This window comes from Streptomyces tendae (assembly GCF_008632955.1).
In the GTDB taxonomy this organism is placed as follows: domain Bacteria; phylum Actinomycetota; class Actinomycetes; order Streptomycetales; family Streptomycetaceae; genus Streptomyces.
Map to the genome: position 1 here is coordinate 259,593 of NZ_CP043960.1, position 23,639 is coordinate 283,231.

The 23,639-nt window shown below is 65.2% G+C and carries 20 protein-coding genes and 8 pseudogenes; 14 read left to right on the forward strand and 14 right to left on the reverse strand.

The window, feature by feature from the left end; genetic code table 11:
• Window positions 1–72 precede the first annotated feature (72 nt).
• Window positions 73–624, forward strand: a pseudogene (locus F3L20_RS32860) (hypothetical protein).
• Between the two features lie 661 nt (window positions 625–1,285).
• Here the strand turns inward: F3L20_RS32860 and F3L20_RS32870 are convergent.
• Both F3L20_RS32870 and F3L20_RS35080 read right to left on the reverse strand, forming a co-directional pair.
• On the reverse strand, window positions 1,286–2,650 hold the full coding sequence (locus F3L20_RS32870; RefSeq protein ID WP_150157734.1) for a dihydrolipoyl dehydrogenase family protein: 1,365 nt from the start codon (window positions 2,648–2,650) through the stop codon (window positions 1,286–1,288).
• A 315-nt stretch (window positions 2,651–2,965) separates the two neighbouring features.
• Window positions 2,966–3,175 (reverse strand): annotated as a pseudogene (locus tag F3L20_RS35080) (IS630 family transposase); the annotation flags it as partial.
• Here F3L20_RS35080 and F3L20_RS32880 point away from each other — a divergent pair.
• Window positions 3,165–3,523 (forward strand): annotated as a pseudogene (locus F3L20_RS32880) (transposase); the annotation flags it as partial. The pseudogenes F3L20_RS35080 and F3L20_RS32880 sit on opposite strands and share 11 nt — an antisense overlap.
• A gap of 63 nt (window positions 3,524–3,586) precedes the next feature.
• On the opposite strand, the pseudogene F3L20_RS35085 reads toward F3L20_RS32880, so the two are convergent.
• Together F3L20_RS35085 and F3L20_RS35800 are read right to left on the reverse strand one after the other, a co-directional pair.
• Window positions 3,587–3,835, reverse strand: a pseudogene (locus F3L20_RS35085) (transposase); the annotation flags it as partial.
• Window positions 3,784–4,116 carry a transposase gene (locus F3L20_RS35800; protein WP_431193200.1) on the reverse strand — a complete coding sequence of 111 codons (333 nt, stop codon included), beginning with the start codon at window positions 4,114–4,116 and terminating at the stop codon, window positions 3,784–3,786. The gene F3L20_RS35800 and the pseudogene F3L20_RS35085, both read right to left, overlap by 52 nt.
• A gap of 62 nt (window positions 4,117–4,178) precedes the next feature.
• Between F3L20_RS35800 and F3L20_RS32890 the strand changes: the two genes are divergently transcribed.
• Entirely contained in the window at window positions 4,179–4,559 is a 381-nt protein-coding gene (locus F3L20_RS32890; RefSeq protein ID WP_240810987.1) for a hypothetical protein, read from the forward strand.
• Window positions 4,560–4,740: 181 nt separating this feature from the next.
• A complete protein-coding gene (locus tag F3L20_RS32895) occupies window positions 4,741–4,938 on the forward strand; it encodes a hypothetical protein (protein WP_150157735.1) in 198 nt (65 codons plus the stop codon).
• A 217-nt stretch (window positions 4,939–5,155) separates the two neighbouring features.
• Here F3L20_RS32895 and F3L20_RS32900 read toward each other — a convergent pair.
• A pseudogene (locus F3L20_RS32900) lies at window positions 5,156–5,692 on the reverse strand (IS630 family transposase); the annotation flags it as partial.
• Between the two features lie 3 nt (window positions 5,693–5,695).
• Between F3L20_RS32900 and F3L20_RS32905 the strand changes: the two are divergent.
• Window positions 5,696–6,031: pseudogene (locus F3L20_RS32905) on the forward strand (transposase family protein); the annotation flags it as partial.
• A gap of 420 nt (window positions 6,032–6,451) precedes the next feature.
• Here the strand turns inward: F3L20_RS32905 and F3L20_RS32915 are convergent.
• Both F3L20_RS32915 and F3L20_RS32920 read right to left on the reverse strand, forming a co-directional pair.
• Complete coding sequence (locus F3L20_RS32915) at window positions 6,452–6,910, reverse strand: acyl-CoA thioesterase (RefSeq protein WP_150157736.1); 459 nt, start codon at window positions 6,908–6,910, stop codon at window positions 6,452–6,454.
• A 115-nt stretch (window positions 6,911–7,025) separates the two neighbouring features.
• Window positions 7,026–7,520: an OsmC family protein gene (locus F3L20_RS32920; protein WP_346768135.1), complete on the reverse strand. Its 495-nt coding sequence runs from the start codon at window positions 7,518–7,520 to the stop codon at window positions 7,026–7,028.
• A 224-nt stretch (window positions 7,521–7,744) separates the two neighbouring features.
• Here F3L20_RS32920 and F3L20_RS32925 point away from each other — a divergent pair, with 224 nt between their 5' ends.
• Window positions 7,745–8,314: a TetR/AcrR family transcriptional regulator gene (locus F3L20_RS32925; protein ID WP_240810988.1), complete on the forward strand. Its 570-nt coding sequence runs from the start codon at window positions 7,745–7,747 to the stop codon at window positions 8,312–8,314.
• Between the two features lie 25 nt (window positions 8,315–8,339).
• Window positions 8,340–8,525 (forward strand): hypothetical protein, encoded by a 186-nt coding sequence (locus F3L20_RS32930; protein WP_150157738.1) that lies wholly within the window; start codon window positions 8,340–8,342, stop codon window positions 8,523–8,525.
• A gap of 105 nt (window positions 8,526–8,630) precedes the next feature.
• Here the strand turns inward: F3L20_RS32930 and F3L20_RS32935 are convergent, their stop codons facing one another.
• Window positions 8,631–8,927: a hypothetical protein gene (locus tag F3L20_RS32935; protein ID WP_150157739.1), complete on the reverse strand. Its 297-nt coding sequence runs from the start codon at window positions 8,925–8,927 to the stop codon at window positions 8,631–8,633.
• Window positions 8,928–9,038: 111 nt separating this feature from the next.
• Between F3L20_RS32935 and F3L20_RS32940 the strand changes: the two genes are divergently transcribed.
• Window positions 9,039–9,986 carry a hypothetical protein gene (locus tag F3L20_RS32940; RefSeq protein WP_150157740.1) on the forward strand — a complete coding sequence of 316 codons (948 nt, stop codon included), beginning with the start codon at window positions 9,039–9,041 and terminating at the stop codon, window positions 9,984–9,986.
• Window positions 9,987–9,993: 7 nt separating this feature from the next.
• On the opposite strand, the gene F3L20_RS32945 is transcribed toward F3L20_RS32940, so the two are convergent.
• The 5 genes and pseudogenes from F3L20_RS32945 to F3L20_RS32965 form a co-directional block, all read right to left on the reverse strand.
• Window positions 9,994–10,743 carry a transposase family protein gene (locus F3L20_RS32945; RefSeq protein ID WP_150157741.1) on the reverse strand — a complete coding sequence of 250 codons (750 nt, stop codon included), beginning with the start codon at window positions 10,741–10,743 and terminating at the stop codon, window positions 9,994–9,996.
• A gap of 703 nt (window positions 10,744–11,446) precedes the next feature.
• The gene (locus F3L20_RS32950) at window positions 11,447–12,871 is read right to left on the reverse strand and encodes a mycothione reductase (RefSeq protein WP_150157742.1); all 1,425 of its coding nucleotides are present in this window, start codon (window positions 12,869–12,871) and stop codon (window positions 11,447–11,449) included.
• Window positions 12,872–13,231: 360 nt separating this feature from the next.
• Complete coding sequence (locus F3L20_RS32955) at window positions 13,232–14,395, reverse strand: citrate/2-methylcitrate synthase (protein ID WP_150157743.1); 1,164 nt, start codon at window positions 14,393–14,395, stop codon at window positions 13,232–13,234.
• Window positions 14,396–14,696: 301 nt separating this feature from the next.
• Window positions 14,697–15,434: a hypothetical protein gene (locus F3L20_RS32960; protein ID WP_150157744.1), complete on the reverse strand. Its 738-nt coding sequence runs from the start codon at window positions 15,432–15,434 to the stop codon at window positions 14,697–14,699.
• Window positions 15,435–15,735: 301 nt separating this feature from the next.
• Window positions 15,736–16,649 (reverse strand): annotated as a pseudogene (locus F3L20_RS32965) (IS481 family transposase).
• 919 nt (window positions 16,650–17,568) lie between these two features.
• Between F3L20_RS32965 and F3L20_RS32970 the strand changes: the two are divergent.
• The 6 genes from F3L20_RS32970 to F3L20_RS32995 all read left to right on the forward strand — a co-directional run bounded on the left by F3L20_RS32970 (window position 17,569) and on the right by F3L20_RS32995 (window position 22,918).
• Window positions 17,569–18,306, forward strand: a complete 738-nt coding sequence (locus tag F3L20_RS32970) for an alpha/beta fold hydrolase (protein ID WP_167534749.1) — start codon at window positions 17,569–17,571, stop codon at window positions 18,304–18,306.
• A gap of 106 nt (window positions 18,307–18,412) precedes the next feature.
• Window positions 18,413–19,006, forward strand: coding sequence for a TetR/AcrR family transcriptional regulator (locus F3L20_RS32975; RefSeq protein ID WP_240810989.1), 594 nt, complete (start codon window positions 18,413–18,415; stop codon window positions 19,004–19,006).
• A gap of 79 nt (window positions 19,007–19,085) precedes the next feature.
• A complete protein-coding gene (locus F3L20_RS32980; protein WP_150157747.1) occupies window positions 19,086–19,877 on the forward strand; it encodes an SDR family NAD(P)-dependent oxidoreductase in 792 nt (263 codons plus the stop codon).
• Window positions 19,878–20,113: 236 nt separating this feature from the next.
• On the forward strand, window positions 20,114–20,776 hold the full coding sequence (locus F3L20_RS32985) for a CatB-related O-acetyltransferase (RefSeq protein WP_240811029.1): 663 nt from the start codon (window positions 20,114–20,116) through the stop codon (window positions 20,774–20,776).
• 205 nt (window positions 20,777–20,981) lie between these two features.
• The gene (locus tag F3L20_RS32990; protein WP_150157749.1) at window positions 20,982–21,812 is read left to right on the forward strand and encodes a maleylpyruvate isomerase N-terminal domain-containing protein; all 831 of its coding nucleotides are present in this window, start codon (window positions 20,982–20,984) and stop codon (window positions 21,810–21,812) included.
• Window positions 21,813–22,147: 335 nt separating this feature from the next.
• Window positions 22,148–22,918, forward strand: coding sequence for a transposase family protein (locus F3L20_RS32995; protein ID WP_150157750.1), 771 nt, complete (start codon window positions 22,148–22,150; stop codon window positions 22,916–22,918).
• An 86-nt stretch (window positions 22,919–23,004) separates the two neighbouring features.
• Here the strand turns inward: F3L20_RS32995 and F3L20_RS33000 are convergent.
• Window positions 23,005–23,639, reverse strand: a pseudogene (locus tag F3L20_RS33000) (transposase); the annotation flags it as partial.

Here is a 23,639-nt window from a genome sequence, read left to right on the forward strand (position 1 = left end):
GGCCCAATGCCGAGACGATGCCACAGTTACGCTGATCGGGGCAGTCCACAATGCGCAAGACCGGGGGAAACCGTGAACCGACCACTGTTGTTCCTCGACGTGGACGGGCCGCTCAACCCTTACGCGGCCAAGCCGGAGAGGCGTCCCCACGGCTACATCACACTCAGAGTCCCCTAGAACGGCGCCCCTGAGGACGACAGAGGCCTCTCGTCCCGACGACGTCCCCTACGTGGCTGGCTCAACCCAGAGCACGGACGAATCCTGCTCCAGCTCGGCTTCGAGCTGTGCTGGGCCACCATATGGATGGACGACGCCAACCGGTGGATCGCACCAGTGCTCGGCCTTCCGGAACTTCCCTTCGTCGACTTCGGCGACGTCCTACTCCAGGAACGCCCTGATGGAGTCCACTGGAAGACCGGACCACTGGTGAACTACGCCAATGGCCGTCCTTTCGCTTGGGTGGACGACGAGCAGAGCGAGCTGGATCAGACCTACGTGACCGCCCATCATCAAGGTCCCGGGCTCCTCCACCACGTCAACCCGCGGATCGGCCTACGGGAGAACGACTTTCGCGCACTCGCTGACTATGCCCAGTCGCTGAACACCTCACGACCCACCGGCTGAGCACCTCACCAGCTCTTAAGGTTGCTCCGTACTCGGAGCCAAGATCTTTGCGGGACAGCCCTTAAGCGAGAGTGTTCGTTCGTGGGGCCGCATTGGTGGCTGGAAGACTGCTGCACGGGCGAACTCGCTTCCCGTTATATAGCTCCAGACAAAAGCGGATGCGCACTCTCGGGTGTGCTCGTTCGGCTTCCGGCCTCGGCCTGGAGGGCGGTGTCGGCGGAGCTCGTCCCGTATCCTGTCGTCGATGGACCAGCGGGCGAACTGCATGCGGTGGGCCCGGTAGTCGACCTTCTCCTGGCCGAGGACGTGCTGCGCCAAGAGTCGCAGCGTGGCCGATAAGTCTCGGTTTTTGAGGTCGTGATGGGGATCCAGGGGCTTGATCCGCAGGGGGCTCTGGGTAGTCCAGGACGTGGGGATGCCGAGGAACGCTGCGGCATCCAAAAGATTCATATCGCTGATCGCCTGGACCAGGTGGACGGGCAGAACGCGCCGGAGTCGTGGTGGCTGGTGAGCTCCCGCTCGGAGTCCTCCAGGGTGGCGGCAAGCAACCAGGAGCCAGGTAGGCACTGCGGGATGTGTTCAGGAGCGATCCCGAAATCCGTGAGGGTGTGAGCCGGGCGCTGAGCGGCGCACCGCGCCGGCTCCTCGGCCTGTCCGTGCGTCAGCTACTGCGGAGCGCCGTGAGTGCCTCTTCCACGGCGCGGTGGAACGTGGGGTAGGCGTACATCATGTGCCGCAGCCGGTCGACAGGGACCTCGGCATGGACCGCCACGACGAGGCCGTAGAGGACCTCGCCTCCCATGGGGCCGACGGAGGTGGCGCCGACCAGTACCCCGCGGTCCGCGTCCTCGACGAGTTTGATCAAGCCCTCGTTGCCCACCTTGTGGATCCAGCCGCGGGCCGATGACGGCACCTGGGCGGTACCGGTGCGCACCCGCAGGCCCCGCTCACGGGCCTGGGCCTCGCTCAGTCCCACCGAACCGACCTCCGGATCGGTGAAGGTGACCCGGGGTAGGGCGCGGTAGTCCGCGCCGGGGCCGGGTGTGCCGAGGACGGCGCGGACCGCGATCTCGGCCTGGTACATCGCGATGTGTGTGAAGGCTCCGCGCCCGGTGACGTCTCCGACGCCCCACAGGCCCGGGCCCGCTCGCAGCTGCTCGTCCACGTCCAGGGCGCGGGCGTCGGGGTCGAGGCCGACCGTCTCCAGCCCGAGCCCCGCAAGGTTGGCGCGGCGCCCGGTGGCCACCAGCAGCCGCTGCGCGGTGAGTTTCTCGCCGCCGTCGAGGGTGAGGGTGAAAGTGTCACCGTCGTGGCGCGCGTGGGTGGCCTGTGCCCCGGTGCGTACGGTGATGCCCTCAGCGGCCAGCACTTCGGCCAGCAGACCGCCCGTCTCGGGCTCCTCCGCCGGCAGCAGCCGTTCCGCCGCCTCGACGAGGGTGACTGCCGTACCGAAGCGGGCGAAAGCCTGGGCCAGCTCGACGCCCACCGCCCCTCCACCGAGCACCATGAGCGAGTGCGGGTTCTCCTTGGCGGCGGTCGCGTCGCGGTTCGTCCAGTACGGAACAGGGTCCAGACCCGGCACCGGGGGGATCTGCGGGCGGCTGCCGGTGGCGAGCACCACCCCACGCCGTCCAGTGAACTGCCGACCGTCGATCTCGACTCGCCCGGCCCCGGCCAGCCTGGCGTGCCCACGGACGAAGTGACCGCCCTTGCCGGTGAACCGGTCCACGGCCACCTGATCGTTCCAGTCGTCGGTCGCCTCGTCGCGGATCCGGGAGGCGACCGGTGCGAAGTCCGCAGTAATCTGCGCCTGCCCCGCCAGACCCGGGATACGCCGGGCCTCCGCGAGCAGGTTCCCGCCACGGATCATCATCTTGCTCGGGATGCAGGCCCAGTACGGGCACTCCCCGCCGACCAGCTCCGCCTCGACCCCGACGACGTCCAGCCCTTCCTCGGCCAGGCGCTCGGCGACATGCTCACCGCCCACGCCCATCCCGATCACTACGACATCAGTCTCCTGCGCCATGTCCGTCTCCTCGCTGAGGTACTTCCAGGTCTCTTCGACCTATACCAGGAACCCGTGGACTCTCCCGCTCCTTTCCCTTGCCGACCCCTCGGACGGCGGCGCGGGAACGCCTCGTGGTATGGCGCCACCGCAGCAACACGACGTCACCGGCTTTCCCCCGGCCGACACCTTCCCGGAAGCCGCATCGGGCCCGGGGTGTACTGCTCCGCCACCCGGACTCTGACACTGACCACCCGTGACGGTGCCACAGCAGCGTCTTTCACCTCGGCATTGCGGCAACTCGCCACCGAAGTATTTGAGGCGTACGGCATCTTCTGAGTCTGGAATTCTGTTCAGATAACTGGCGAGGCGTTCGAGGATCTCGTCTGCGATCTTGGTCCAAACGTAGGGCTTGGGGTCGGTGTTCCATGCGGCGATCCGGGCGCGGATGTCCTTCTCCAGAGCCTGGACGCTTTTGTGGACGCCGCGCCGTATCTGCTTGTTGGTTAGCTCGGCCAACCACCGCTCGACCAGGTTGAGCCAGGCCGGTCTTGGCCCTCTGCTCGCGGCCCGCGTCCTCGCCGAGATCGGCGACGACCGGACCCGCTTCGCCGACGCGAGAGCGCTCAAGTCCTACGCCGGCTCCGCCCCGATCACCCGCGCCTCCGGCAAGAAACGCTTCGTCGGCCGCCGCTTCGTCAAAAATAACCGGCTCATGCACGCGGACTTCCTGTGGGCCTTCTCAGCCTCCAGGCATCCCCCGGAGCCAACGCCCACTGCCGGCGCCGCCGCGAGCACGGCGACTGGCACAACGCCGCCCAGCGCCACCTGCTCAACCGCTTCTTCGGCCAACTCCATCACTGCCTCCAGACGCGGCAGCACTTCGACGAATAGCGCGCGTTCGCACCGCTCCTTGGGGGTCTGTCAATCGGGCGGTGTAACTCGGGTTGTTGAGGGTTACTGGCGTGCTGCGGAGAGTCGGCCGTCGAAGGTGATGTCGAAGGCGTTCAGGGCGGCCTTCCAGCGCATGGTCCAGCGGGCCTGACCACGACCGATGGGATCGAGCGACATGATCGCCATGTAGACGCACTTCAAGGCGGCGGTCTCGTTCGGGAAGTGGCCGCGCGCCTTGACCGCCCGCCGGATCCTGGCGTTCACGGACTCGATCGCGTTCGTGGTGCAGACGATGCGGCGGATCTCGGTGTCAGCACGGTCTTGCCTCGTTTTCCGTTGCGGCTGTTCCCGCCGTTCTTCCCGACCGGTTCGTGCTTGTCATAGCCGAGGTGGTCGGTGATCTCGCCCTCAAGGGCGGACTCCAGCAGCCGTTTCGTCAGCTGCTGCAGCAGGCCGCCCTCACCGGTCAGCTGCAAGCCCTCGGCCTGGGCGCGGGACACCAAATCGTCGATCAGCCGGTCGTCCACCGCCCTCGACGGCTTCGGCTCAGACAGCTCGACGGTCTCGGCCTCGGTCACGTTCTCACTGGTCATCGGTGCATCTTCCTTGATCGGGAGTTACACCGAACGATTTACAGTCCCTGCCCGAGGCCGCGGTGACCGTCCTGCGTACGGCCCGCGAGCTGCTGCGCCAGTCCTACTACTCCTACGAGTTCTCCACCGTGGCGGTCATGCACTCCCTGATCGCGGTGGAGATCGTGCTGCGCGACCGCATCCCGGACGCGGGCACCAAGCCGGCCAGCTCATCAAACAGGGCGCCGACGACGGCGGCCCTGACGGCCCGACAGGCGGAGTACCTCGACTACGGCCGGAAAATCCGCAACGGCATGGCGCACGGCCAGACCACTCACGCGGCGATGCCGCCGGCCGTGGCGGTGGCGATGGTGACGACCTCGTTCGCGATCGTCTCCGAGCTCTGCGCCGTGTCCGGTGACATCGCTGTTGGACTGATTGCCATCGAAGTCGGACCGACCTAGAGCCGGTGGCCCGTGGAAGACCAGGGAAGGTAGCGGATGCCAAAGGGGCGGGGCCGTGGGGCTGGGAACGAAGCGATCACGCGAGTCGGCATGGTGGCGCGGGCCACTCTGCGCGGTGTCGGACCGTAACGGGCCGGGCATGCCATGGGCGAAAGAGCGGTGACCACAAAGGGGATGGGCGATGACGAAGCTCGGCCAAGGGGCACTGTTCCTGTTCTACTACCTCGACGTTTTCGCTTTTCTCGCCATCGGGGACTGGATTTCCGAGGTGGGTCCTCCTTTGCTTTACGGTAGCCCGGCCGCTTTCGTCGCTGGGTTCGTCACCCAGGCGGCACATGACGTCTATCGGCGAAATTCGGGGCGCAACGGGCCTCTGTAAGAACCCTGTTGGACAGCGCAGCCTGGAGCCGTGCTGGACGTAGTGCAGAAGGTTCCCGCATCGCGCTGCCGGGCAGTCCAACTTCGATGGCAAACGATCCAGCATCGATGTCACCGGGCACCCGCACCGGCCTGACGATCACGGATCGGTAACGGCGCTCGGTGTGGCGTAACACCGTCGACTTTCACCGCACCTCTAGTCTTCCGAGTCAGGAATTCTATTTCAGATAGCCGGCGAGGCGTTCAAGGATCTCGTCTGCGGTCTTGGTCCAGACGTAGGGTTTGGGGTCGGTGTTCCATGCGGCGATCCAGGTGCGGATGTCCTTCTCCAGCGCCTGGACGCTCTTGTGGACCCCGCGTCGTATCTGCTTGTTGGTCAGCTCGGCGAACCAGCGTTCCACCAGGTTGAGCCAGGACGATCCGGTGGGCGTGAAGTGCAGGTGGAAGCGGGGGTGAGCCAGCAGCCAGGTTTTGATCGCCGGGGTCTTGTGGGTGGCGTAGTTGTCCAGCACCAGGTGCACGTCCAGGTCTGCCGGTATCTCCTGGTCGAGTTTGATCAAAAACTTTTTGAACTCCTCGGCCCGGTGCCGGCGGTGCAGGGAGCCGATCACCTTGCCGGTGGCCACCTCGAGAGCGGCGAACAGCGTGGTGGTGCCCGCGCGTACGTAGTCGTGGATGAGGCGCTGCGGGACGCCGGGCATCATCGGCAGCACCGGCTGGGAGCGGTCCAGAGCCTGGATCTGCGACTTTTCGTCCGGCTGTCGCCGGCACTCCCGGGCCGGACCCACGCTCTGACAGCCGCCCGCACCCACCGGATCCTTCGGATCTGCGAACGCCAGGGCATCCCCGTCCTCGCCGACATGGCCTATATCGGTGCCGGCGACTGGGTCACCACCGCCAAGCGCCGCCCGCCAGGCGGCGAACTCACACCCATCGAGCAGACCGCGAACCGGGCCCTGTCCGCGGCCCGTGCACCCGTCGAACGCGGTATGGCACGACTGAAGTCCTGGCAGATCTTCCGCAGATCCCGCATCAGCCCCAACCGCATGAGCGTCATCGCCAAAGCCGTCCTCACCCCGGAGAGGCAACGCTGAAAACGCTCAGTATGCGAGCCGCGCGCCCAAGGCTCCTAACGAGCTCGTGCACGGTAGGCGGTGAGGCGTCGAACTCCTGATCGTCGATCATGGTCATGTGGTGGGGAACGGGTCTCGTGAAGCGATCACCAGCAACCGGAGGATCACGCGCCTGTCGGCTGCGGTGATTGCTGAACTCGTTGCTGAGGTAGGCCCGTTGTGGCACGAGCGGTACCAATCCAAGCTCGCGTTCCGGCCACGGAAGCGGGCGGTGGGCGCCGGCGCGAAGCACCAACTGGTGTTCGTCGACCGTCTCCTGGTCACGCTCGTGCATCCACGCCCCACGGCTTGACCTCAGCGCAGCACTTCCCACTGCGTGATCTGGGAGGCCTCCTGAAGTTAGGACGAGCCCACCGGTCCGAGGGAACTGAAAGCAGGATCTCAGGCTTCAGGGCCCTGGATTCGATCGAACCCCGCTCGGTGGCCCTCAGACCACTCGGTGGGGCGCATCGTCTCTCCGCTCACGTTTACGATGGTCCGCGTACCGTGTGCATATGTGGTGCTGCCATCACGGCTGCACACGCGGAAGCCGATTGTTGCCGATGTGTGGCCTATCCGCTCGGTCCAGAGGTGGACGGCAATTTTCCCATTGCCGATCAAAGGGAGGTCGAATACTATGGTGACCGCCTTCACGACGTAATGGGACGGCACCGTCTCTTCGGATCTGCCGAACCCCAGACTGAATGCGTACGTGTTGAAGGCACGTTCAGTCATCACGGTGTAACGACTGTTGTGCAGCATGCCGTACGGGTCAAGGTCGTCGAAGTGTACATCCAGTGGGATCAGCACCCCGTAATCGACGGAATCGAATACGAGGGATGATGCAGTCGCGTCAACCATAAAGAGTCCTTTTCGTGCCGCTTCTTCTCCGGGCCCTCCCGGAAAGTCAGGGAGGGCCCTTCCTCGGCCGTGTTCGCGGTGGGGGGTCTGCCGTGCGCCGGCCGTGCCTCTTCGGCTACTGAGCCTCGTCCGTTACCAGGGTCGTCGTCACCTTGACGGGGTTGGCCAGTGTGTCCCTGATGGGGGAGCGCTGCAGGACGAGGTCGGTCAGCTCCTGGAGCTGCTCGTCCGTTGCGTTCGGCGACTGTGCATGGACGTCCACCCGGATCTCCTGTGCTCCCGGACGGACGGACTTGTCGATGCCGAGGAAGCCCTGGAGGTCGAAGTCGACCTGCAGATCTAGGCTCAGAGAGCTCAGCTCGATGCCCCGCGTGGCAGCGACCGACGCGTAGGTCACCGCGTAGCAGCCTGCCAGGCCCTGGAGGATGTACTCGCCAGGGTTTGCCGCCTTGTCCGTGCCGAGCAGCGCTGTGGGCTCGTCCGACTCGAAGGTGTACGTGGCGGTACGGCTGGCGATTACTTCACCGTTCTGTCGGGGGGCGGTCGTGGTGGCGCGCTGGTGGGTGCCCCCGCTCCACTCAGACTGGACGCCGAAGGTGACCTGGGCCAACTCTGGCGTATCCCGGACCACGTCCATGGTCTGCCTCAAAGCGTCTGTGTCAACACCGTTGATCATCGATCTCCCCTTGTCGCCTTCATGTAATCGATCCACCGATCCCGGGCTGCAACCTGAGCTGCACCCATGACTCGGATCGAACAGAACTGTCTGTTCGACTTACGATAAGGGTCCCGATCTGTCGTGTCAAACAGATCTGTTCGTTCGATACTGGTGGCATGGAGAAGAAATCAGGCACGGTGCGTGAACGACTGCTTGAGACAGCGGACCGGCTGTTCTACGCGGAGGGCATCCATGCGGTGGGCATCGATCGGGTGATCGCTGAGAGTGGCGTGTCCAAGTCGACCATGTACGCCCACTTTCGTACCAAAGAAGATCTGGTGGCGGAGTACCTGCACCGCCGTAGCGACACCATGCGTGTCCGCGTCACACGGGAGGTGGAGGCTCGGGAGCAGATGCCGGTCAAGGGCCGGATCCTGTCCGTCTTTGACGTGCTCCACGAGGTGATCTCGGAGCCCGGCTTCCGGGGCTGCGCCTTCGCCAATGCGGCAGCCGAGTACCCCCACCATGAGAAGGTGCAGGAAGCTGTCGCGCGCGACCGTGCCTGGCTGCCGGCTCTCTTCTCCCGTCTCCTAGATCCCCTTGGGGCCCAGGATGACCTGCTGGTGGCTGCACTGGTTCAGGTATATGACGGCGCCAATGCGGCCGCTCATCTCGACCGATCGAAAGCAAGTGCACACACCGCCCGGAAGACCGCTGAACTTCTTCTGGCCGCCAGAGAGCAGTGAGCGTTTTCAGCGTTGCCTCTCCAGGGTGAGGGCGGCTCTGGCGAAGGGATCAGGACACTTCCCCGAGCCTCTGCGCTGGATCGCCTCGCTGCGCACCGCCCTTGCCGAAGACAGCTCGACCGCCAACCCGGAAGCCCACCGCACGCAGCTGATCGGAGTCCGCGACCGGCTCACCGTGTGGATGCGAGACCGTCCCGCGGACTACGGCTGAGCACTGGCCACACGGACCTGTAGCAAGGCGGTTGTGCGTGTCAGCCTGTCGACCGGCCGGGGGGCGGTGTCGGACCATCCACCCCCGAGCCACCGGCGTTCTGTGTCAGCGGTGTTCGACGGCGATGCCGGTGAACAGGACGGTCGCCGACCCGGCCAGGAGCAGATGTACAGCTGCGGCGATCCACAGCCGCAGCCCCAGCAACCCGCTCCCGGCCACCGCCATCACGCAGCCGCTGTTCCAGGCGGCGCGGCGGGCGGCACGGGCCGTACGCGGCCTTGGAGAGCCGAAGTCGTCACCGGCGAACAGCACGCGCCAGCCCAGCCAGAAGACGAGCGCGGCCGTCGCCGCGCCGAGAACAAGCGCCACGACGCCGTCGACCCACACCGAAGGAGAGCCCATGCCCTCCAGGCTGCCGTCGCTGAGACACATACGCCTGAGTACGCCTACTCAGGCGCTGGCGTCCCAGCCAACTTACGATCAGGCCCGAATCGACGGCCGGGGGAGGATGCGATGGGTGCTGCGGTGACCGAACTGCCTGCTGGGCAGGCGAGGCGGGCGGTATGTGCCGCCGCGGCCGGTGTCGTCGCGGTGGCCGCTGCTGGGCTGTCGATGCGGCTGGTGGTCAATTCCAGCGCCTGCCGCAGCGCGCCCGGCTTCGGCTGTCTCGGCTACGCCCTGTGGTGGTCCTACCTGCTGCCGGTCCTGGTCTTCGGCCTCACCTGGCTGGTCTTGCGTCTTTTTGCGGTCCGGCCGGCCTGGCTGACCGCACTGCTGGGCACCGGCATTGGCTGGTATCTGCTGTGGTGCCTGGACTCACTGCGGTGGCTGCCGAATGGCACCCTCCTCATCCAGGCGGCCCTGTGCGCGGGAGCGTACGCTCTCGCGGCCTGGTGCACTCAGCCCCGGCGGCCCCTGTGGCCGCGAGCCGCCGCCGCCCTCGCCCTGGCCCTGCTGATGCCGCTTGACTCCTTCGCCTCCACGCAGCTGGCCCACCACAAGCAGAGCACCGAACTCACCCATGCGGGCGTGCCGTTGCTGGGGCCCAACGTGCCCGACGGCTACCACCTGGAGGGCGTCGGCACCAGCGGAACGGCGCACAGCAGCCAGCCCACCTTCTTCTACCGGATCGCCCCGGACGACGCCGGCCAGCACGCCGAATCCATGGAGGAACTCCACCGAGTCATCCAGGTCGTGGTGGGCCCCCGCCAGCCGAACTTCACACCACCCTCGCACTGCGCGGCACTCACCAGCGTCTACCCGGTGCCCGCACCCGCCTGCACCCCCGTCGCGCCCGGGGTGTGGCAGTGGTCGAGGTACGAGTTCGTTCAGTACTTCACCCGGGTCGGTGATGCGGTCGCCGTGGTCGAGGCGCGCACCCCACCGGTCAGCAGTGCGGTGCTGCGCAACATCGCCTCCAGCATGCGGGTGCGGCCGACCGCGTACTTCACCGAGCAGTGAGCGTTTTTCAGCGTTGTCTCTCCAGGGTGAGGACTGCAGCGGCGATGGCGGTCATGCGGTTGGGGCTGCAGCGCGACCGGCGGAAGATGCGCCAGGACTTGAGCCGCGCGACGCTTCGTTCGACCGGTGCCCGTGCCGCTGACAGGGCCCGGTTGATCGTCCGCTGGGTCGGGCTGGGGTCCTGGTGCGGAAGTCGTCTGATCGGCGTGGTCACCCAGGGGCCGGCGCCGATGTAGGCGCGGTCGGCGAGGACGGGCACTCCTTGGCGTTCGCAGATCCGGATGATGCGGTGGGTGCGAGCCGCGGTCAGGTCATGGGTGCGGCCGGGCAGCGCAGGCGAGATCCACAGCAAGTTGCCCGCGGGATCGGCGACGACCTGCACGTTCACGCCGTGGCGGCGGTGCTTCTGCGAGAAATCGGCCCGGCTGTCGCCGACCCGGTCGCACTCGGCGAGCGTGCCGTCGAGCAGGACGTGCTCGGGATCGGTCTCCCGCAGGACTCGCAGCAGGCCGGGAGCCCGGCGGGCGAGGTGGCCGACGACGGCGGTGACGTAGGCGTGGGCGGTGCCGACGGATATGCCGAAGCCCGCGGCGATCTGCGTGAGCGGGTCGTGCCGACGCAGGTAGATCAAGGCGACGAGAGCACGCTGGTGCGGTGGGAGCTTGCAGCGGCGGTCACCCTCACGGGTGACGACGAGCATGGTTACCCACTCGACCAAGGCGTGCGGCAGGTCGAGTGAGGCAGGATGGGAAACCAACGAGGCTCCTGCGCTGCTGAGTTGAGACGTCGAACACCTCTCTCAACGGCACAGGAGCCTCGTGCGTTGCGGGCCGCTGGCCGGTCACCCGATCAGTGGCCACTCTGAAAGAGCTCAGTGAATGGGTGGCGCACGCCCTGATGTCATCGGAACTGCTAGATGTTGAAGGGGTGATCCGCATCTGAAATGCTCTCAGCCGATCGTGTGTGAAACCGCCGTCGGTGACATTAGCTACTGTGGCCCCAACCGTATAACCCGAGACAAGAGCATGGGCTGGGGCCATTTCACCGCTTCGGCATGCATAAACGCCTTCATTAAGGGTCTTGCCCACTGCCCCTTTTGTCGCTCTCGCGATACCAGGAGCCCTTGAAGCGTCCTGGCCTGGCTGGCGTTCCACCGCCTTTTCGGATTCGCGTTCCCCGTTCCCATACGGCCGGTATTGAGTGGACGTGCGTTGTGGCCTACCGACCAGGAGCGGGTGCGAAATGAACATCAGTACGTCGCCCTTGATGCCCTCATACAGCGCACCGGGAACGGCCTCGATGGTGAGCTGTGCATTCTTCGGGCACCGTGCATGATCTTCCGAATCAAGCAGCTGTCGACGGTGAGTCCGGCGGTCGTTCCGGTCGCTCGCTTGAAACTGAGATCGGCGCATTTTTGGGCCGGTCACGGCGCCGAGACTCTGGACGCTCATAGCCTGCCTTTACGCCGTCTTCAAGATGCCTTTGTCGAGGGGGAGATCGAGCAGCACATTCTCGATGACCTCAGGCATGGCCGGATGGATCCAGTACTGCCCCTTGGCCATGGAATGGGCTTGTAGGCCGAAGGACATTGCCTGGACGAGCGGCTGGATGAGCGTCGGCGACTCAGGACCAATGATGTGCGCGCCCAACAGCTTTCCGGTGGACGGATCAGCCAAAACTTTGGCGAAGCTGGTGGTGTCCTCCATCGCCCACCCGTAAGCGACACCGCTGTACTCGCGCGTCGCAGACACATAAGCACGCCCCGTCGCCCGAGCTTCTTGCTCGGTGATCCCAACCGAGGCAATCCTCGGGGACGAGAAGACCGCGTGAGGCACGTAACGGTGATTCGAGGTGCGGCGCTCGTCGGGGTACAGCAGGTTGTGCTGCACGATCTTGGCTTCATGGTTGGCGACGTGCTTGAGCTGCCATGGAGAAGAGACGTCGCCGAGGGCCCAGACTCCAGGTACCGACGTCACCTGCTGAGCGTTCACTACGATACGGCCGTCTTCATGCAGTGCGAGGCCTCCCGCAGCGGCATCCACCAGGTCGGAGTTGGGGCGGCGGCCTGTGGCAACAAGCAGTTCGTCAGTCTCCAGCCTTTCCGCACCTTCAGGGCTCTCAAGGTCGAGCAGCAGGGCGCCGTCTTTGCGGGCGGCCCTCAGTAGCTTGTGGTTGAGACGTACATCCCACCGGTTCTGTGCCAGTTCGGTAAAGCGTCGCGCGACGTCGATGTCTTCCTGCCGCAGCAGTACATCGCCTCGGACGATGAGGGTGATCTCGACGCCGAGGGAGGAGAAAACATGGGCTAGCTCGCTGGCGACGAAGCCTGATCCGAGGATGGTCATGCGGCGCGGCACCCGGTTCATACGCATCACAGTGTCGCTGGTGTGGTAGCCAAGTGCGTTGTCGAGACCAGGTACATCGGGGATGTCTGGGCGGCTACCGGTCGCCACGACGATGCGGTCGGCGGTGAGGGTGACGGGCCCGTCCGTAGTCGCCACGGTGAGGCGCCGTTCGCCTATGAAGCGGGCGATGCCGCGGTAGAGGACGACGTTGGGGCTTCCTGCGGCACGGTAGCGCTCGCCACCCGCCGCGACAGGATCGAGTCGGCCGAATACTCGGTCGCGCACCGCTGGCCAGTCGATGCTGCGGAGGTTCATGTCGACGCCCAAGGCAGCCCCATGTTCCGAAGCGAGGACGGTGTCGGCTGTGTGGACAAACATCTTCGTCGGGATGCAGCCCACGTTGAGGCAGGTACCGCCATAACTATCCAAGGGGCCGACGCCCTTTTCTACGAAAGCGACCTTCCAATCAGTGAACCGCTCGTCGACGATGATGTTGCCGGAGCCGGAACCGATGACGACAAGATCGAAATGACTGTGCACGGATGGGGTTTCCTATCGAATGCGGTAGTAAGGTCTCTGTTCGTTCCGGCTCCCTGCCGCGCCGACGACACCGCTGAGCCCATGACGGCACCGGCCCTTCCGTGGAGTAGGAGGGATCGTAGTCCCGGTGATCTTGCTCACGGGTTTTCCTCGGCGCGGGCAGGACGAGGCTTCTCAACCCCTGGGCAGTAACAGGGGCACCAGGATCCATGGTCGTCAGGGACTTCGGGGCCGTCGAGATCGACGCCATGACGGTCGCCGACAGGTCGGCTCATGGATAGTGTCAGTCGGCAACGTCAGCCTGTGCTGCGCGGTCGACGCGAGCGACCCTGACGTCGTAGTTGCGACCCCGCTGCCTCCTCACACCTCCGGTACGGGCTGCGGCGGCGTCTCGCCCACGTACCGCGCACCCGGACGGATGATCTTCGGATCTGTGGCTTGTTCCAGGATGTTGGCACTCCACCCGACGACCCTGGCGACCGCGAACGTCGGCGTGAACATGGCCCGCGGCAGGCCGCACTGCTCCATGACGACGCCGGCATAGAACTCGACGTTGGAGTGCAACTCGCGGCCCGGCTTGAGTTCGGCGAGGATCGCCTCCACGCGTTCCTCGACCCGCACGGCGAAGTCGATGAGCGGTCCGCCGAGCGCAAGACCCGTGCTGCGCAGCATCCGGGAGCGCGGGTCCTCGGTGCGGTAGACCGCGTGTCCGAAGCCCATTATCCGCTCGCCCGCGAGGACCCGCTCCCTGATCCACGGGTCGATCCGGTCGACGGTTCCGATCGCGTCGAGGGCGTCGAGCGCGCGGGCTGGCGCGCCGCCGTGGAGCGGGCCTGAGAAGGCGCCGACCGCGCCGACGAGGCATGCCACCAGGTCGGCGCCGGTAGACGCGATCACCCGCGCTGTGAACGTCGACGCGTTGAAGCCGTGGTCTATCGTCGCCACCAAGTACTGCTCGATCGCTCGGGCATGCACTGGGTCCGGCTCCGAACCGGTCATCATGTACAGGTAGTTGGCGGCGTGTCCGAGGTCGTCGCGCGGCGCGAGCGGCTCCTGGCCACGGCCGATCCGGTGCAGGGCCGTCAGAATGGTCGGCACGACGGCAGAGGCGGCGAGCGCGTCCTCGGTGCGGCGTGCCGGGTCAGTGTCGTACAGCGGGCCCAGGTCCGTGGCGGAGCCATACAGCGACAGCGCGGTACGCAGGCCGGCGAGCGGACCGGCCGTGGAGGTCGCCCTGGCGATCGCCGGCAGCGCCCCGGCGACCTCGTCCGGCAGGTGGCGCAGTGCGGCGACGCGGGCGGCGAAGGCGGCCGAGCGCTCTGAGTTCGGCAGCGTCCCGTGGAACATCAGGTGCCAGACGTCCTCGAAGCTCCGCGTCGCCGCCAGTTCGATCGCGGAGTACTGGCGGTAGTGGTAGAAGCCCTCGGTTCCCCGCACGTCCCCGAGTGCGGTATCGGTGACGACGACGCCCGCCAGTCCTCGCGGTACCTCGAGGGTCGCCTGTCGCGGCCTGGTGTCGGACATGATCTCTCCTTCTCGATGTGACTATGACTGTCCATGGCTGAGGGCGCCGGCAGCCCGGCCGAGGAGCACGGCTGACCATGTGCGAGACCGCGCGATGGCTCGCAGCGAGACCGAAGCCTGGCCCAACTGGTGGCTTGGCTCGCCGACCTGGTCGCATGGCCGGACAACAGGTTGACCACTTCGTGCTCCGACCACGCGATGGGTTGCTCCGACCACATCGCCCGACTGGTACACGTAGCGGATCGTGTTCCAACCTGCGGCGGGATCCGCCGCCGGCTGCCGGGGGAGCGCCCAGGTAGAGCTACTTCTTGAGTCTGCGGCTTCCGGCGTGCCAATCCTCGGTCTTGCCCGTCTCCTGCGCTGTTACGCCGAACGACGGTAGTTGCGGACGCTCGCGCAGGCTGCGCTTGAGTTCGGCGAAGCCGGGGAACCGGGCGAGGCCGATGACGTGATCCCACAGCACGCCTGCCTGTTTCTCGTCAGGCAGGCGACTGATCACCGGTCCGAAGAAGGCGATGCCCGCTGGCGGCTCGAAGTGCACAATCGGCGTGCCGACATCCTTGCCCGTCAGCGACAACGCCTCGTCGGACTCGGCCTGGATTTCGACGTCTCGGGTCGTGTCGTCGAGTGCGTCGACGAGCGAGGTCGGCAGGTTGGCTTCGGCCAGGGCGTCGGCGGCGAGGTCGGGGGTGCCTTGCCAGCCGGGGGCCCGGCCCTCGTCCGGTCCGGCCTCCATGATGCGTGCGCCGTAGGCCGCGTAGAGCGGGCCGATCGCCTCGCGTCCGTGCTTCTCTCGGGCCGCAGACGCCACTCGCAGGAGCCGCAGGCCCGCTGTGTGCTGGGCGTGGTACTCCTCAGGGAAGTGGGTGTCGTAGTCAATGTGCGAGTTGATCAGACGCAGTGAGATGAAGCGCCAGTCGACGGTGTAGTCGCGCTGTGCCTGGACGACCCGGATCCACTTGCTCGTCATCCACGCGAACGGACAGATGGGGTCGAAATAGAAGTTGATGTCGGCGTGCTTTGCCGGATTCGTGTTCATGTCAGTGTCCTTGGTCGACTGGCTTCGCGATCAGGGGCAGGAGTGGCATACGTTCCGCGGACAAGGTCCGCGGAACGCCCGTCTGGGTACTGGTCACGACGACTGTCCTTCATGATCAGAGCCTCGGAGAGGCGGCCTCGGGCTTACATCGAGCCTCCGCGAACGCGGCGACTCGACTAGGCTCCAACCTTGACATCAGTGTGAAAGCAAATCGCTTCGCGCAGAACTTCGCCTCAACTCATGCAGCGGCTGGGGAAGGGTCTGTCAAGCGAGCGGTTCGGTTCGAGGGAGAGGGAAGCGGTTAGGTGTGTTGTCCCGACAGGTTGGTGACGCGGGCTGGTGGTTGGCCGCTGATGCCGGTGTGGGGTCGGTGGTAGTTGTACCAGTCCAGCCAGTCGGGGAACGCTGCCTGGCGTCCGGCATTTGAGGTGTAGAGCCGGGTGTAAGCCCACTCGTCGAGCAGGGTGCGATGGAAGCGTTCGACCTTGCCGTTGGTCTGCGGCCGCCAGGGCCTCGTCCAGCGAGGGCTGACGCCCAGTTCGTGGCAGGTGTCGCGCCAAGTGTTCTTGGAGTAGGCCCAGGCGTTGTCGGGCAGGACGCGTTCGAAGTGATGCCCTGGGCGGCGAACCAGGCGATCGCTCGCCGCAGGAAGCCGGCGCAGATGGCGGCCTTCTCGTCGGGCAGGTCTTCGGTGTAGGCGAGGCGGGAGTGGTCGTCCAGGGCGGTGTGCAGGTAGGCGTAACCGGTGCCGCGCCGACGGTCCTGGTTGGCCCGGCCCACTCGCGGCCGAGGACTTTGTGACTGCCGCCGTCGGGGATGCGGCCGAGCTTCTTGACGTCGATGTGACCAGTTCGCCGGGACGTTCGCGTTCGTAGCGGCGGATGACCCGGCCTGTGGCCCGGTCCAGATGTGCGAGGCGGGCCAGGCCGTAGCGGGTCATCATCCGGTGCACGGTCGAGGGCACCAGCCGCAGCAGGCCCGCGATGCGGGCTGGGCCCCACCGGCGCAGGACACGGACCTTGATGATCCGGCGCTCCGTGCGGGTAGGTGTCCGGTGCGGGCTGGTGCGCGGACGGGGCTGGAGCGATCGGCCATGCCTGCCTCCCCGGACTGCCGATGGCGGTCGGCCCACCGCTGGGCCGTGGTCGGCGGGGCCTTGAAGCGCTCGGCGGCCCGTCGCAGGGGCCAGCCGTCGTCCACGACGCAGCGGGCCAGGTCAGGGGTGCATTATGGTGAGGCCCGAGGGCCTTTCTGTCGGTGTAGACGTCGCAATCCACACCGAACCGGAAGGCCCTCACCTGTTCAAGATCCCTCAGTCGAGACCTGGCTCACCCGTCCACAACCTCCCGCGACAGAACAGCTAGGGCTGGGGGCTCCGCACCCAGCCGCGCCGAGGGCGTCATCACGCGCGGTGTGGGCAGTTGCCAGTCGAGAGGCACAGCCCACAGCGCATATGAACCCTCGGTAGCGGGCGATGGCGACGGACCGCCCTGAATCGCGTGGCTGGCCGCTTGGGGGCAAGAGGTGGCTTTGCGCGCCGGAAGGTCGCTGACACGAGCGCCAGGCATCCCACCACCACCGCGAAGCGCATGCCCCCAGGAACAGCAGCACGTGAGATGCCTGGACGGTCAGGTAAGAACGAGAGGCCGGCGTACGCGGATGCTGGTGAGAGAAGAACACAACACTCCCGCACATTGGGGTACCAGTAAGAACCGTGCCACTAGCCGCAAACGGCAGTGATCAGTCCTCGGACCTGGAATGTCGGGGCAGCTCCGGCGCACTCGTCGCATCGGTGAGTGAGAGGCGACCGCCCGACAGATCGGTGTTCTCCGGTCCGGTCGGGCAAGCAGCTCGCGGGCGTGGCGCAGCCGCTTCTGAGTCCTCGCAGGCAGCTCGCAGCGCACGCCGCGGGCCCGGGGCGGCACCCGGGCCCTAGCTGACACCTGAACGATGTGCTCACGCGATCCGGCCGTGCACTGCCGCCTATCGGGCTTGCTCATCAAGAAGTCGATAGATGATCGTCGCCCAGCGACAACATGACTGAACATACTGTATGGTCATATTGTCAAGGGTCTCGTCGACCGATTCTGCGCCGTGGGGCGTGCGCGGCAAGGCCTGCTTGAGGAGATGTGCTGTGAATGCGAGTGTGAGCCGCCCGACGTTCCTGTTGGTGCCGGGAGGCCACCACGGGCCGTGGGTATGGGAGCGGCTGCAGCAAGTTTTGGCGAGCGATGGCTGGGCCACGCGAACGGTGAGCCTCGTGAGTGCGGTGGAGAACCCATCGGCAGTAGAGCCGCTGCCAGGCATGCATGACGACGCGAAAGTGATCAAGCAGGCGCTGGAGGCGACACCCGGCCCGGTGATCGTGGTGGCGCACTCATATGGCGGGGTGCCGGTCACTGAGGCGATCTATGGCGCTTCTAATGTCGTGCACGTCGTGTATGTGGCGGCCTACATGCTTGACGTGGGCGAGGGGATGTTCCAGATGCACGGCGTACCGGTCCCCAACTCGCTGATGGGCCTGCGTCCACCGGAGAACCCCGATCTGAATCTTCCCGCAGGCTTCTATGACGGTGACGCCTCGAATCCGGAGACGATCGCGGCGATGGCGAGACTCGTTCCGCAGACCGTGCGTGCCGACTTCGAGACGGTGACGCAAGCGGGCTGGAAGACAGTGCCCAACAGCTATGTGATCCCGAACAACGACGTGTCCACCGTCGCTGCGGTCGAGGAAGACATGGCGAAACGTGCCGACGCCGTCTACCGCGTCCCTGGTCATCACGCGCCCTTCTACTCCCACCCCCGTGAATTCGCAGAGGTTCTGACGAAGATCGCGAACACGGCGGACGCAACGCCGGCGCAAGATGGATGAGAACAGCGGAGCGATGTATTCCCTCTCCCTGTGTCTAACCCCACATTGACGAGCGGAAGGTGCCCCATTGCGATCCGTTACGCGAGGCAGGTCCACCCACCAGGCGGTGCAAGCAGAGGCGACCGAGGTTCGCCTGCTGTCGGCGGTGACACAACTCCTTAATACAGGCGAGCCCTTCACGGCGATCAGCGTGCAACGCATCATCGACGAGGCTGGCGTCTCGCGAGCCACATTTTATGCACACTTCGCCGGAAAGTCGGACATTCTAGCACGCCTGTCCGCGCAACTTCGTGAGTCGCTACTGGCACTGGCCCGCCAGTGGGATCCAGCCACAGGAGAAGACGGCGCAGACAGGTTTACCCGGTTCTTCGAAGAAGTGATCGCTGTTCACCGTAACCATCGCAACCTGATCACCGCGATCCACGAGGTGGCGGCCTATGACCCAGAGGTGAGCAACTTCTACACGGCCGACCTCGAGGGATTTGACGAGCACGTGCTGGAGACGCTGCTGGCCGAGCAGGATGCGGGATCAACGTCACAAGATGTTGACGCTGTGGCCGCGAGCCGGATCATCGTATGGGGAGGCGGACAGGCGATCGCCCGCCACATCAGCGTCGACGACGGAAACGGCGACGCCTCATTCGCCCGTGAGCTCGCCAGGATCTGGTGGTATGGCGCCTACAGACGTCCTGCCGAGTGACGTATCACAAATATGGGCACGAGAAAATTGCTATTTTGCAGCCCTGAATGCCTTATCTGACGTGTAAAAGGACACCACAATGACGAACAACACACTCGATGGTCTGCCCACTCACCCCCTGGCCGGCAAGACAGCGGTAATCACCGGCGGCGGGCGGGGAATAGGAGCGAGTACGGCTCTCCTCCTCGCTCGCGCGGGGGCGCGGCTCGCATTGGTCGGCCGCAGCGAAGAGTCGCTGAAGACGCTCGCGGACCGTTTGCCCGGTGCCACAGTAGTGATTCCGGCAGACCTGTCCCGGCCTGAGGCTCCCGAGGAGGTCTGGGAGGCTCTTATCGCACAGCTCGGCCAAGTCGACGTACTTGTCAACAACGCTGGCCAGCTGGGCAGCTTGACACCTGCTCAGGATATGACGGCAGAGGAAGCCGACGCGCTGTGGGCACTCAATACGCGCGCACCTTTGCTGTTGGGCGCGAAAGCTGCCGCGCACATGGCATCTATCGGAGGCGGGAGCATCGTCAACGTGACCTCCGCGGTGGGCAGCGACCGGAGCATGGCCAATGTAAGCCTGTACGCCACCACCAAGGGCGCGGTGGACGCCCTCACGCTCGCTCTGGCTGCAGAATGGGGTACCGCGAACGTGCGAGTCAACGCGGTTAGGCCTGCCGTGGCCCGTACGGACTTCTCCCGCGCGGTCACGGAGAATCCTGCGTTGGAGGAGATGCTGACGAAGGAATATGTCCTTGGGCGGCTTGGTGAGCCGGAGGACATCGCGCAGGCCATCCTCTTCTTCGCCAGCCCTGCCAGTTCCTACGTGACCGGTCAGCTGCTCAGCGTTGATGGAGGGTGGGGTTCCGTCCACGCACGCGGGTGACGCACCGGTACCGCTCCCTCGTGAGTGTTCCCATCACACTGCTGACCGCACACGAAACTTGTTCCGTTCCATCTTGGTCCCATCTGGCTCGGTGAACGTCAGCCGAATGGGAAAAAGGGCGGCTGCCCGTCACCGCGCGCAGCGTGGTGAACCACTGATATACACCGACATTGCAACCAAGGATGGCTCTCAGTATGACCACGTTCCCCGATCCCTCGAACGCGCGTATCCCCGGCATGATCAAGAGCGAGCGGCGCCCCGGACTCGTCGAGGCGGCCGAGGACGTCACTGTCTTCCTCAAGCCGCTCATCAAGTCACCCAAGATCGAGGTCGGTGAATTCACCTACTACAACGACACCGAAAACGCCGCCGGCTTCGAGGACAGCAACGTTCTCTATGCGTATGGCCCGGAACGCCTGGTCATCGGCAAGTTCTGCTGTCTGGCGATGGGCACGAAGTTCATCATGTCGCCGGGAACGGACTACCACATGCCCGGTGGCACCACCTCATATCCTTTCTTCATCTTCGGCGGATCGTGGCTCGAGAAGACGGCGGACCTGCTGCCCTCCCTGCCTAGCAAGGGCGACATCGTTGTCGGCAACGACGTCTGGATAGGACGGGAGGCGGTCATCATGCCCGGTGTCACCATCGGTGACGGCGCGGTCATTGGAGCCCGATCCCTGGTCACCAGCGATGTGGCCCCCTACACCGTGGTCGGCGGGAATCCCGCGAAGGAGATCAAGAAGCGGCTGCCCGACGAGGACATCGACCGCATGCTGCGCATCGCCTGGTGGGACTGGCCCGCGGAGGTCGTCACCGAGCACGTGCGCACCATCTGGTCTGGAACCCCGTCGGAACTGGAGGAACTGGCCAAGAAGATCGGCCGTCTGGCAAGGTGACCAGTTTCCCGTCTTATAGAGACCGGAGGCCTCAGCGGAGCTGCCTGAAGCACGCGTTGTGTTTTGCGGACCTCGATGTTGTGAGGCCTCCGGAGTAGCAGGTTCCTGGATCTTTGGACCGGGCGCTGCAAAGCCCTTTACTGAAGATTTTTACCCAAATCACAGGCAGTTGTGCGAGCCGTCACTACCGCTTCGAAGAGCGTGAATGGTTGATCCAGTGGACTCACGTACGTACACGATTTCCGAGATTGAGGGATGGAGTGAAGGGGTGGAGGCGGTCTACGCAATACTGTGTCGCCGTCGACATGCATTTCTTGAGCTCTTGAACAACATCGACGAATCTCAGTTCAACGCACAGTCTCGCTGCACGGACTGGTCGGTGCACGAAGTGGTACGCCACGTTCGTGATGTAGCCAAGGTGCACATATCTATGCTAGATGAGACTGAATATCCTTTCGGAAACCCCGGAAATTTCAGCCCGAAGACCTCGCCCGCCGCTTGGATGAGTCACTCGGAGGGTGAATCCGTAAAGGAGACGGTGAATGAACTGACGCAATTGATCCAGCAGGAAGGGGAGCTGTTCCTTCGGCGCGCCATGGAAGGGTCACCCCAGGTAAGGCAGGGCCCACTTCGGAGAAAATTGCACTGGTCCGTGTTCAGCACCCATACGATCTGGGATGCCTGGATGCATGAGCGAGATATATGTATTCCCCTGGGATTTGACGTTCCTCTTGATGGCGAGGAAGGTCGCCTCATGGTGATGTACACCCTGCTTGCCGCCTCAGCGCCTGCCGCTTGGTCTGGCGACTACGTGGAGGTAGCGATCAAGCTATACGGATCACCTGACTGCACGTATCGCATAGGCCACAACAACTCTCACGTCTACGTCCAGACGGGCGGCCGCTCAGACGTCGGTGGCGATATGGCAGTTCTCCTGGACAGCCTCGCAGGACGCGGGCCTGAACTGTCGGAGATACTCGGGACATCAAGTGATGCAGTACGGAAACTCTCGCTTCTTAGGGCCGTGGCGACGTGATGGTGCCAACCGTTTGATAGGACTGCATCAAGTCTGCGTTGGGGGCGGCACTGGTAGAGCCAGTTACCGCTCCTGTCACCGGGACTGTGCAGGAACAGAAGCGGCGTCGGCTGCACAACATGCACGTTCTGCGTCTCTCCAGCCCGTGCTGGCCATTTCGAAGAGCATGGTGAAACGTGGGCCGTCCCGGGGGAGTGCGGTGACGCATAGTGCTTTTCACTCGCCTTCGGACAGTTTGCCTACGGCAGTGCCCTTACCTCGTCTGGCGGTGCTTCAACGAGCTCGTGCACCCTAAAGGGTGTTGCACAAGACTGTGAACTGGGCATCTCCGGTGTATGGCTGGGGTGTTGAGGGCTGAACGCGTGTGGGTGGAGACGTTCACGGGGCTGCGGTTGGAGCAGTTCGAGCGGCTGCTGAAGGCGGTCCGTGACCGCGGTGGCAACGGGACTCTGCGGGGCCGACCGTGGTGTCTTCCGCTGGCCGAACGAGTCTTGGTGGTGGCCGTGTACTACCGCACGAATCTGACCATGCGGCAGCTCGGGCCGCTGTTCGGGATCTCGTCGTCGACGGTGTGCCGGGTGATCCAGCGGCTCGGTCCGCTGCTCGCACTGGAGCCCGTCTCCCGACCAGGCGATGCGGCCGACCGGTTGTGGATCGTGGACGGCACCCTCATCCCGGTCCGCGACCGGAAGGTCGGCTCCTCGTCACGCAACTACCGGTTCTCGGCAAACGTGCAGGTCATCGTGGACGCCCACACCCGCCTGGTCATCGCCGCGGCCCGGCCGGTGCCGGGCACCACCGCGGACGCGCATGCCTGGCGTGCCTCCGGCCTGGCCGGGCACTGCCAGGACGTGACCGTCCTGGCGGACGGCGCCTACCTCAACTGCGGCATGGTCACCCCACACCGCAAACGCCCCCGACGCGAGCTGCTGCCGGGCGAGGAAGACGACAACGCGGCGCACCGCAAGGTCCGTGCAAGGGTGGAGCATGTGATCGGCCGGATGAAGAACTACAAGATCCTCCGCGACTGCCGGCAACACGGCGACGGCCTCCACCACGCCGTCCAGGCCGTTGCCCACATGCACAACCTCGCCCTCGCATCATGACCAGAGGACCGTCTCCACCCGCCCTGGCCTGCCCAAACACAGTCTTGTGCAACACCCTTTAGAGGTTGTCCCGTATGGGACGTGCGTTATCCGGTGAGGGCCAGGTTGTGAAGCCGAGCGATGCCGAGCATGGCTTGGTGCACGCCGTTGCCCTTGAGTCGGCAGTCCCGCAGGATTTGCCAGTTCTTCAGCCGCGACAGCGCGTGTTCCACTCGGGCTCGCGCCCGGCGGTGGATGGCATTCTCCGCTTCCTGGCGGGGGTTGAGGTGCATCTGACCTCGTCGTTTACGGTGTGGGATGAGCAGGCCGGTCCCCTGGTAGCCCCGTCGGCGATGGTCGGTGCGCCGCGGCAGGCCCGATCGACGCCGGACTCCGTGAACGCCCGGCAGTCGTTGCGACTGCCAGGCAACGGCAAGCCGATCGCCACCACCAGGCGACTGTTGGCGTCAATGACGACCTGAAGGTTCGTCGAGTAGCGGTAATTCTTGCTGGAGGCGGCGATGCTGCGGTCACGGGTGGGCACCAGGGTCCCGTCCACGATGTAGACGGTGTCCTTGCGTGGCCGACGGGCCGGCGAGATGGCCAACAGAGGTGCGAGGTGATCGAGGATACGGTCGGCCGCCGACTTCGAGACCCCGAACAGCGGTGCCACCTGCCGCAATGTGAGGTTCGTGCGCCAGTACGTCGCCACCAGCAACACCCGGTCCTCCAGTGCTAGTGC

What these genes read in the sequence shown, in the direction of transcription:
- F3L20_RS32870 (WP_150157734.1), bottom strand. Translation starts at nt 2,650, where the DNA reads ATGGCGCAGGAGACTGATGTCGTAGTGATCGGGATGGGCGTGGGCGGT.
- F3L20_RS35800 (WP_431193200.1), bottom strand. Translation starts at nt 4,116, where the DNA reads ATGACCAGTGAGAACGTGACCGAGGCCGAGACCGTCGAGCTGTCTGAG.
- F3L20_RS32895 (WP_150157735.1), top strand. Translation starts at nt 4,741, where the DNA reads ATGACGAAGCTCGGCCAAGGGGCACTGTTCCTGTTCTACTACCTCGAC.
- F3L20_RS32915 (WP_150157736.1), bottom strand. Translation starts at nt 6,910, where the DNA reads ATGGTTGACGCGACTGCATCATCCCTCGTATTCGATTCCGTCGATTAC.
- F3L20_RS32925 (WP_240810988.1), top strand. Translation starts at nt 7,745, where the DNA reads ATGGAGAAGAAATCAGGCACGGTGCGTGAACGACTGCTTGAGACAGCG.
- F3L20_RS32935 (WP_150157739.1), bottom strand. Translation starts at nt 8,927, where the DNA reads ATGGGCTCTCCTTCGGTGTGGGTCGACGGCGTCGTGGCGCTTGTTCTC.
- F3L20_RS32940 (WP_150157740.1), top strand. Translation starts at nt 9,039, where the DNA reads ATGGGTGCTGCGGTGACCGAACTGCCTGCTGGGCAGGCGAGGCGGGCG.
- F3L20_RS32955 (WP_150157743.1), bottom strand. Translation starts at nt 14,395, where the DNA reads ATGTCCGACACCAGGCCGCGACAGGCGACCCTCGAGGTACCGCGAGGA.
- F3L20_RS32960 (WP_150157744.1), bottom strand. Translation starts at nt 15,434, where the DNA reads ATGAACACGAATCCGGCAAAGCACGCCGACATCAACTTCTATTTCGAC.
- F3L20_RS32980 (WP_150157747.1), top strand. Translation starts at nt 19,086, where the DNA reads ATGACGAACAACACACTCGATGGTCTGCCCACTCACCCCCTGGCCGGC.
- F3L20_RS32985 (WP_240811029.1), top strand. Translation starts at nt 20,114, where the DNA reads ATGATCAAGAGCGAGCGGCGCCCCGGACTCGTCGAGGCGGCCGAGGAC.
- F3L20_RS32990 (WP_150157749.1), top strand. Translation starts at nt 20,982, where the DNA reads ATGGTTGATCCAGTGGACTCACGTACGTACACGATTTCCGAGATTGAG.
- F3L20_RS32995 (WP_150157750.1), top strand. Translation starts at nt 22,148, where the DNA reads ATGGCTGGGGTGTTGAGGGCTGAACGCGTGTGGGTGGAGACGTTCACG.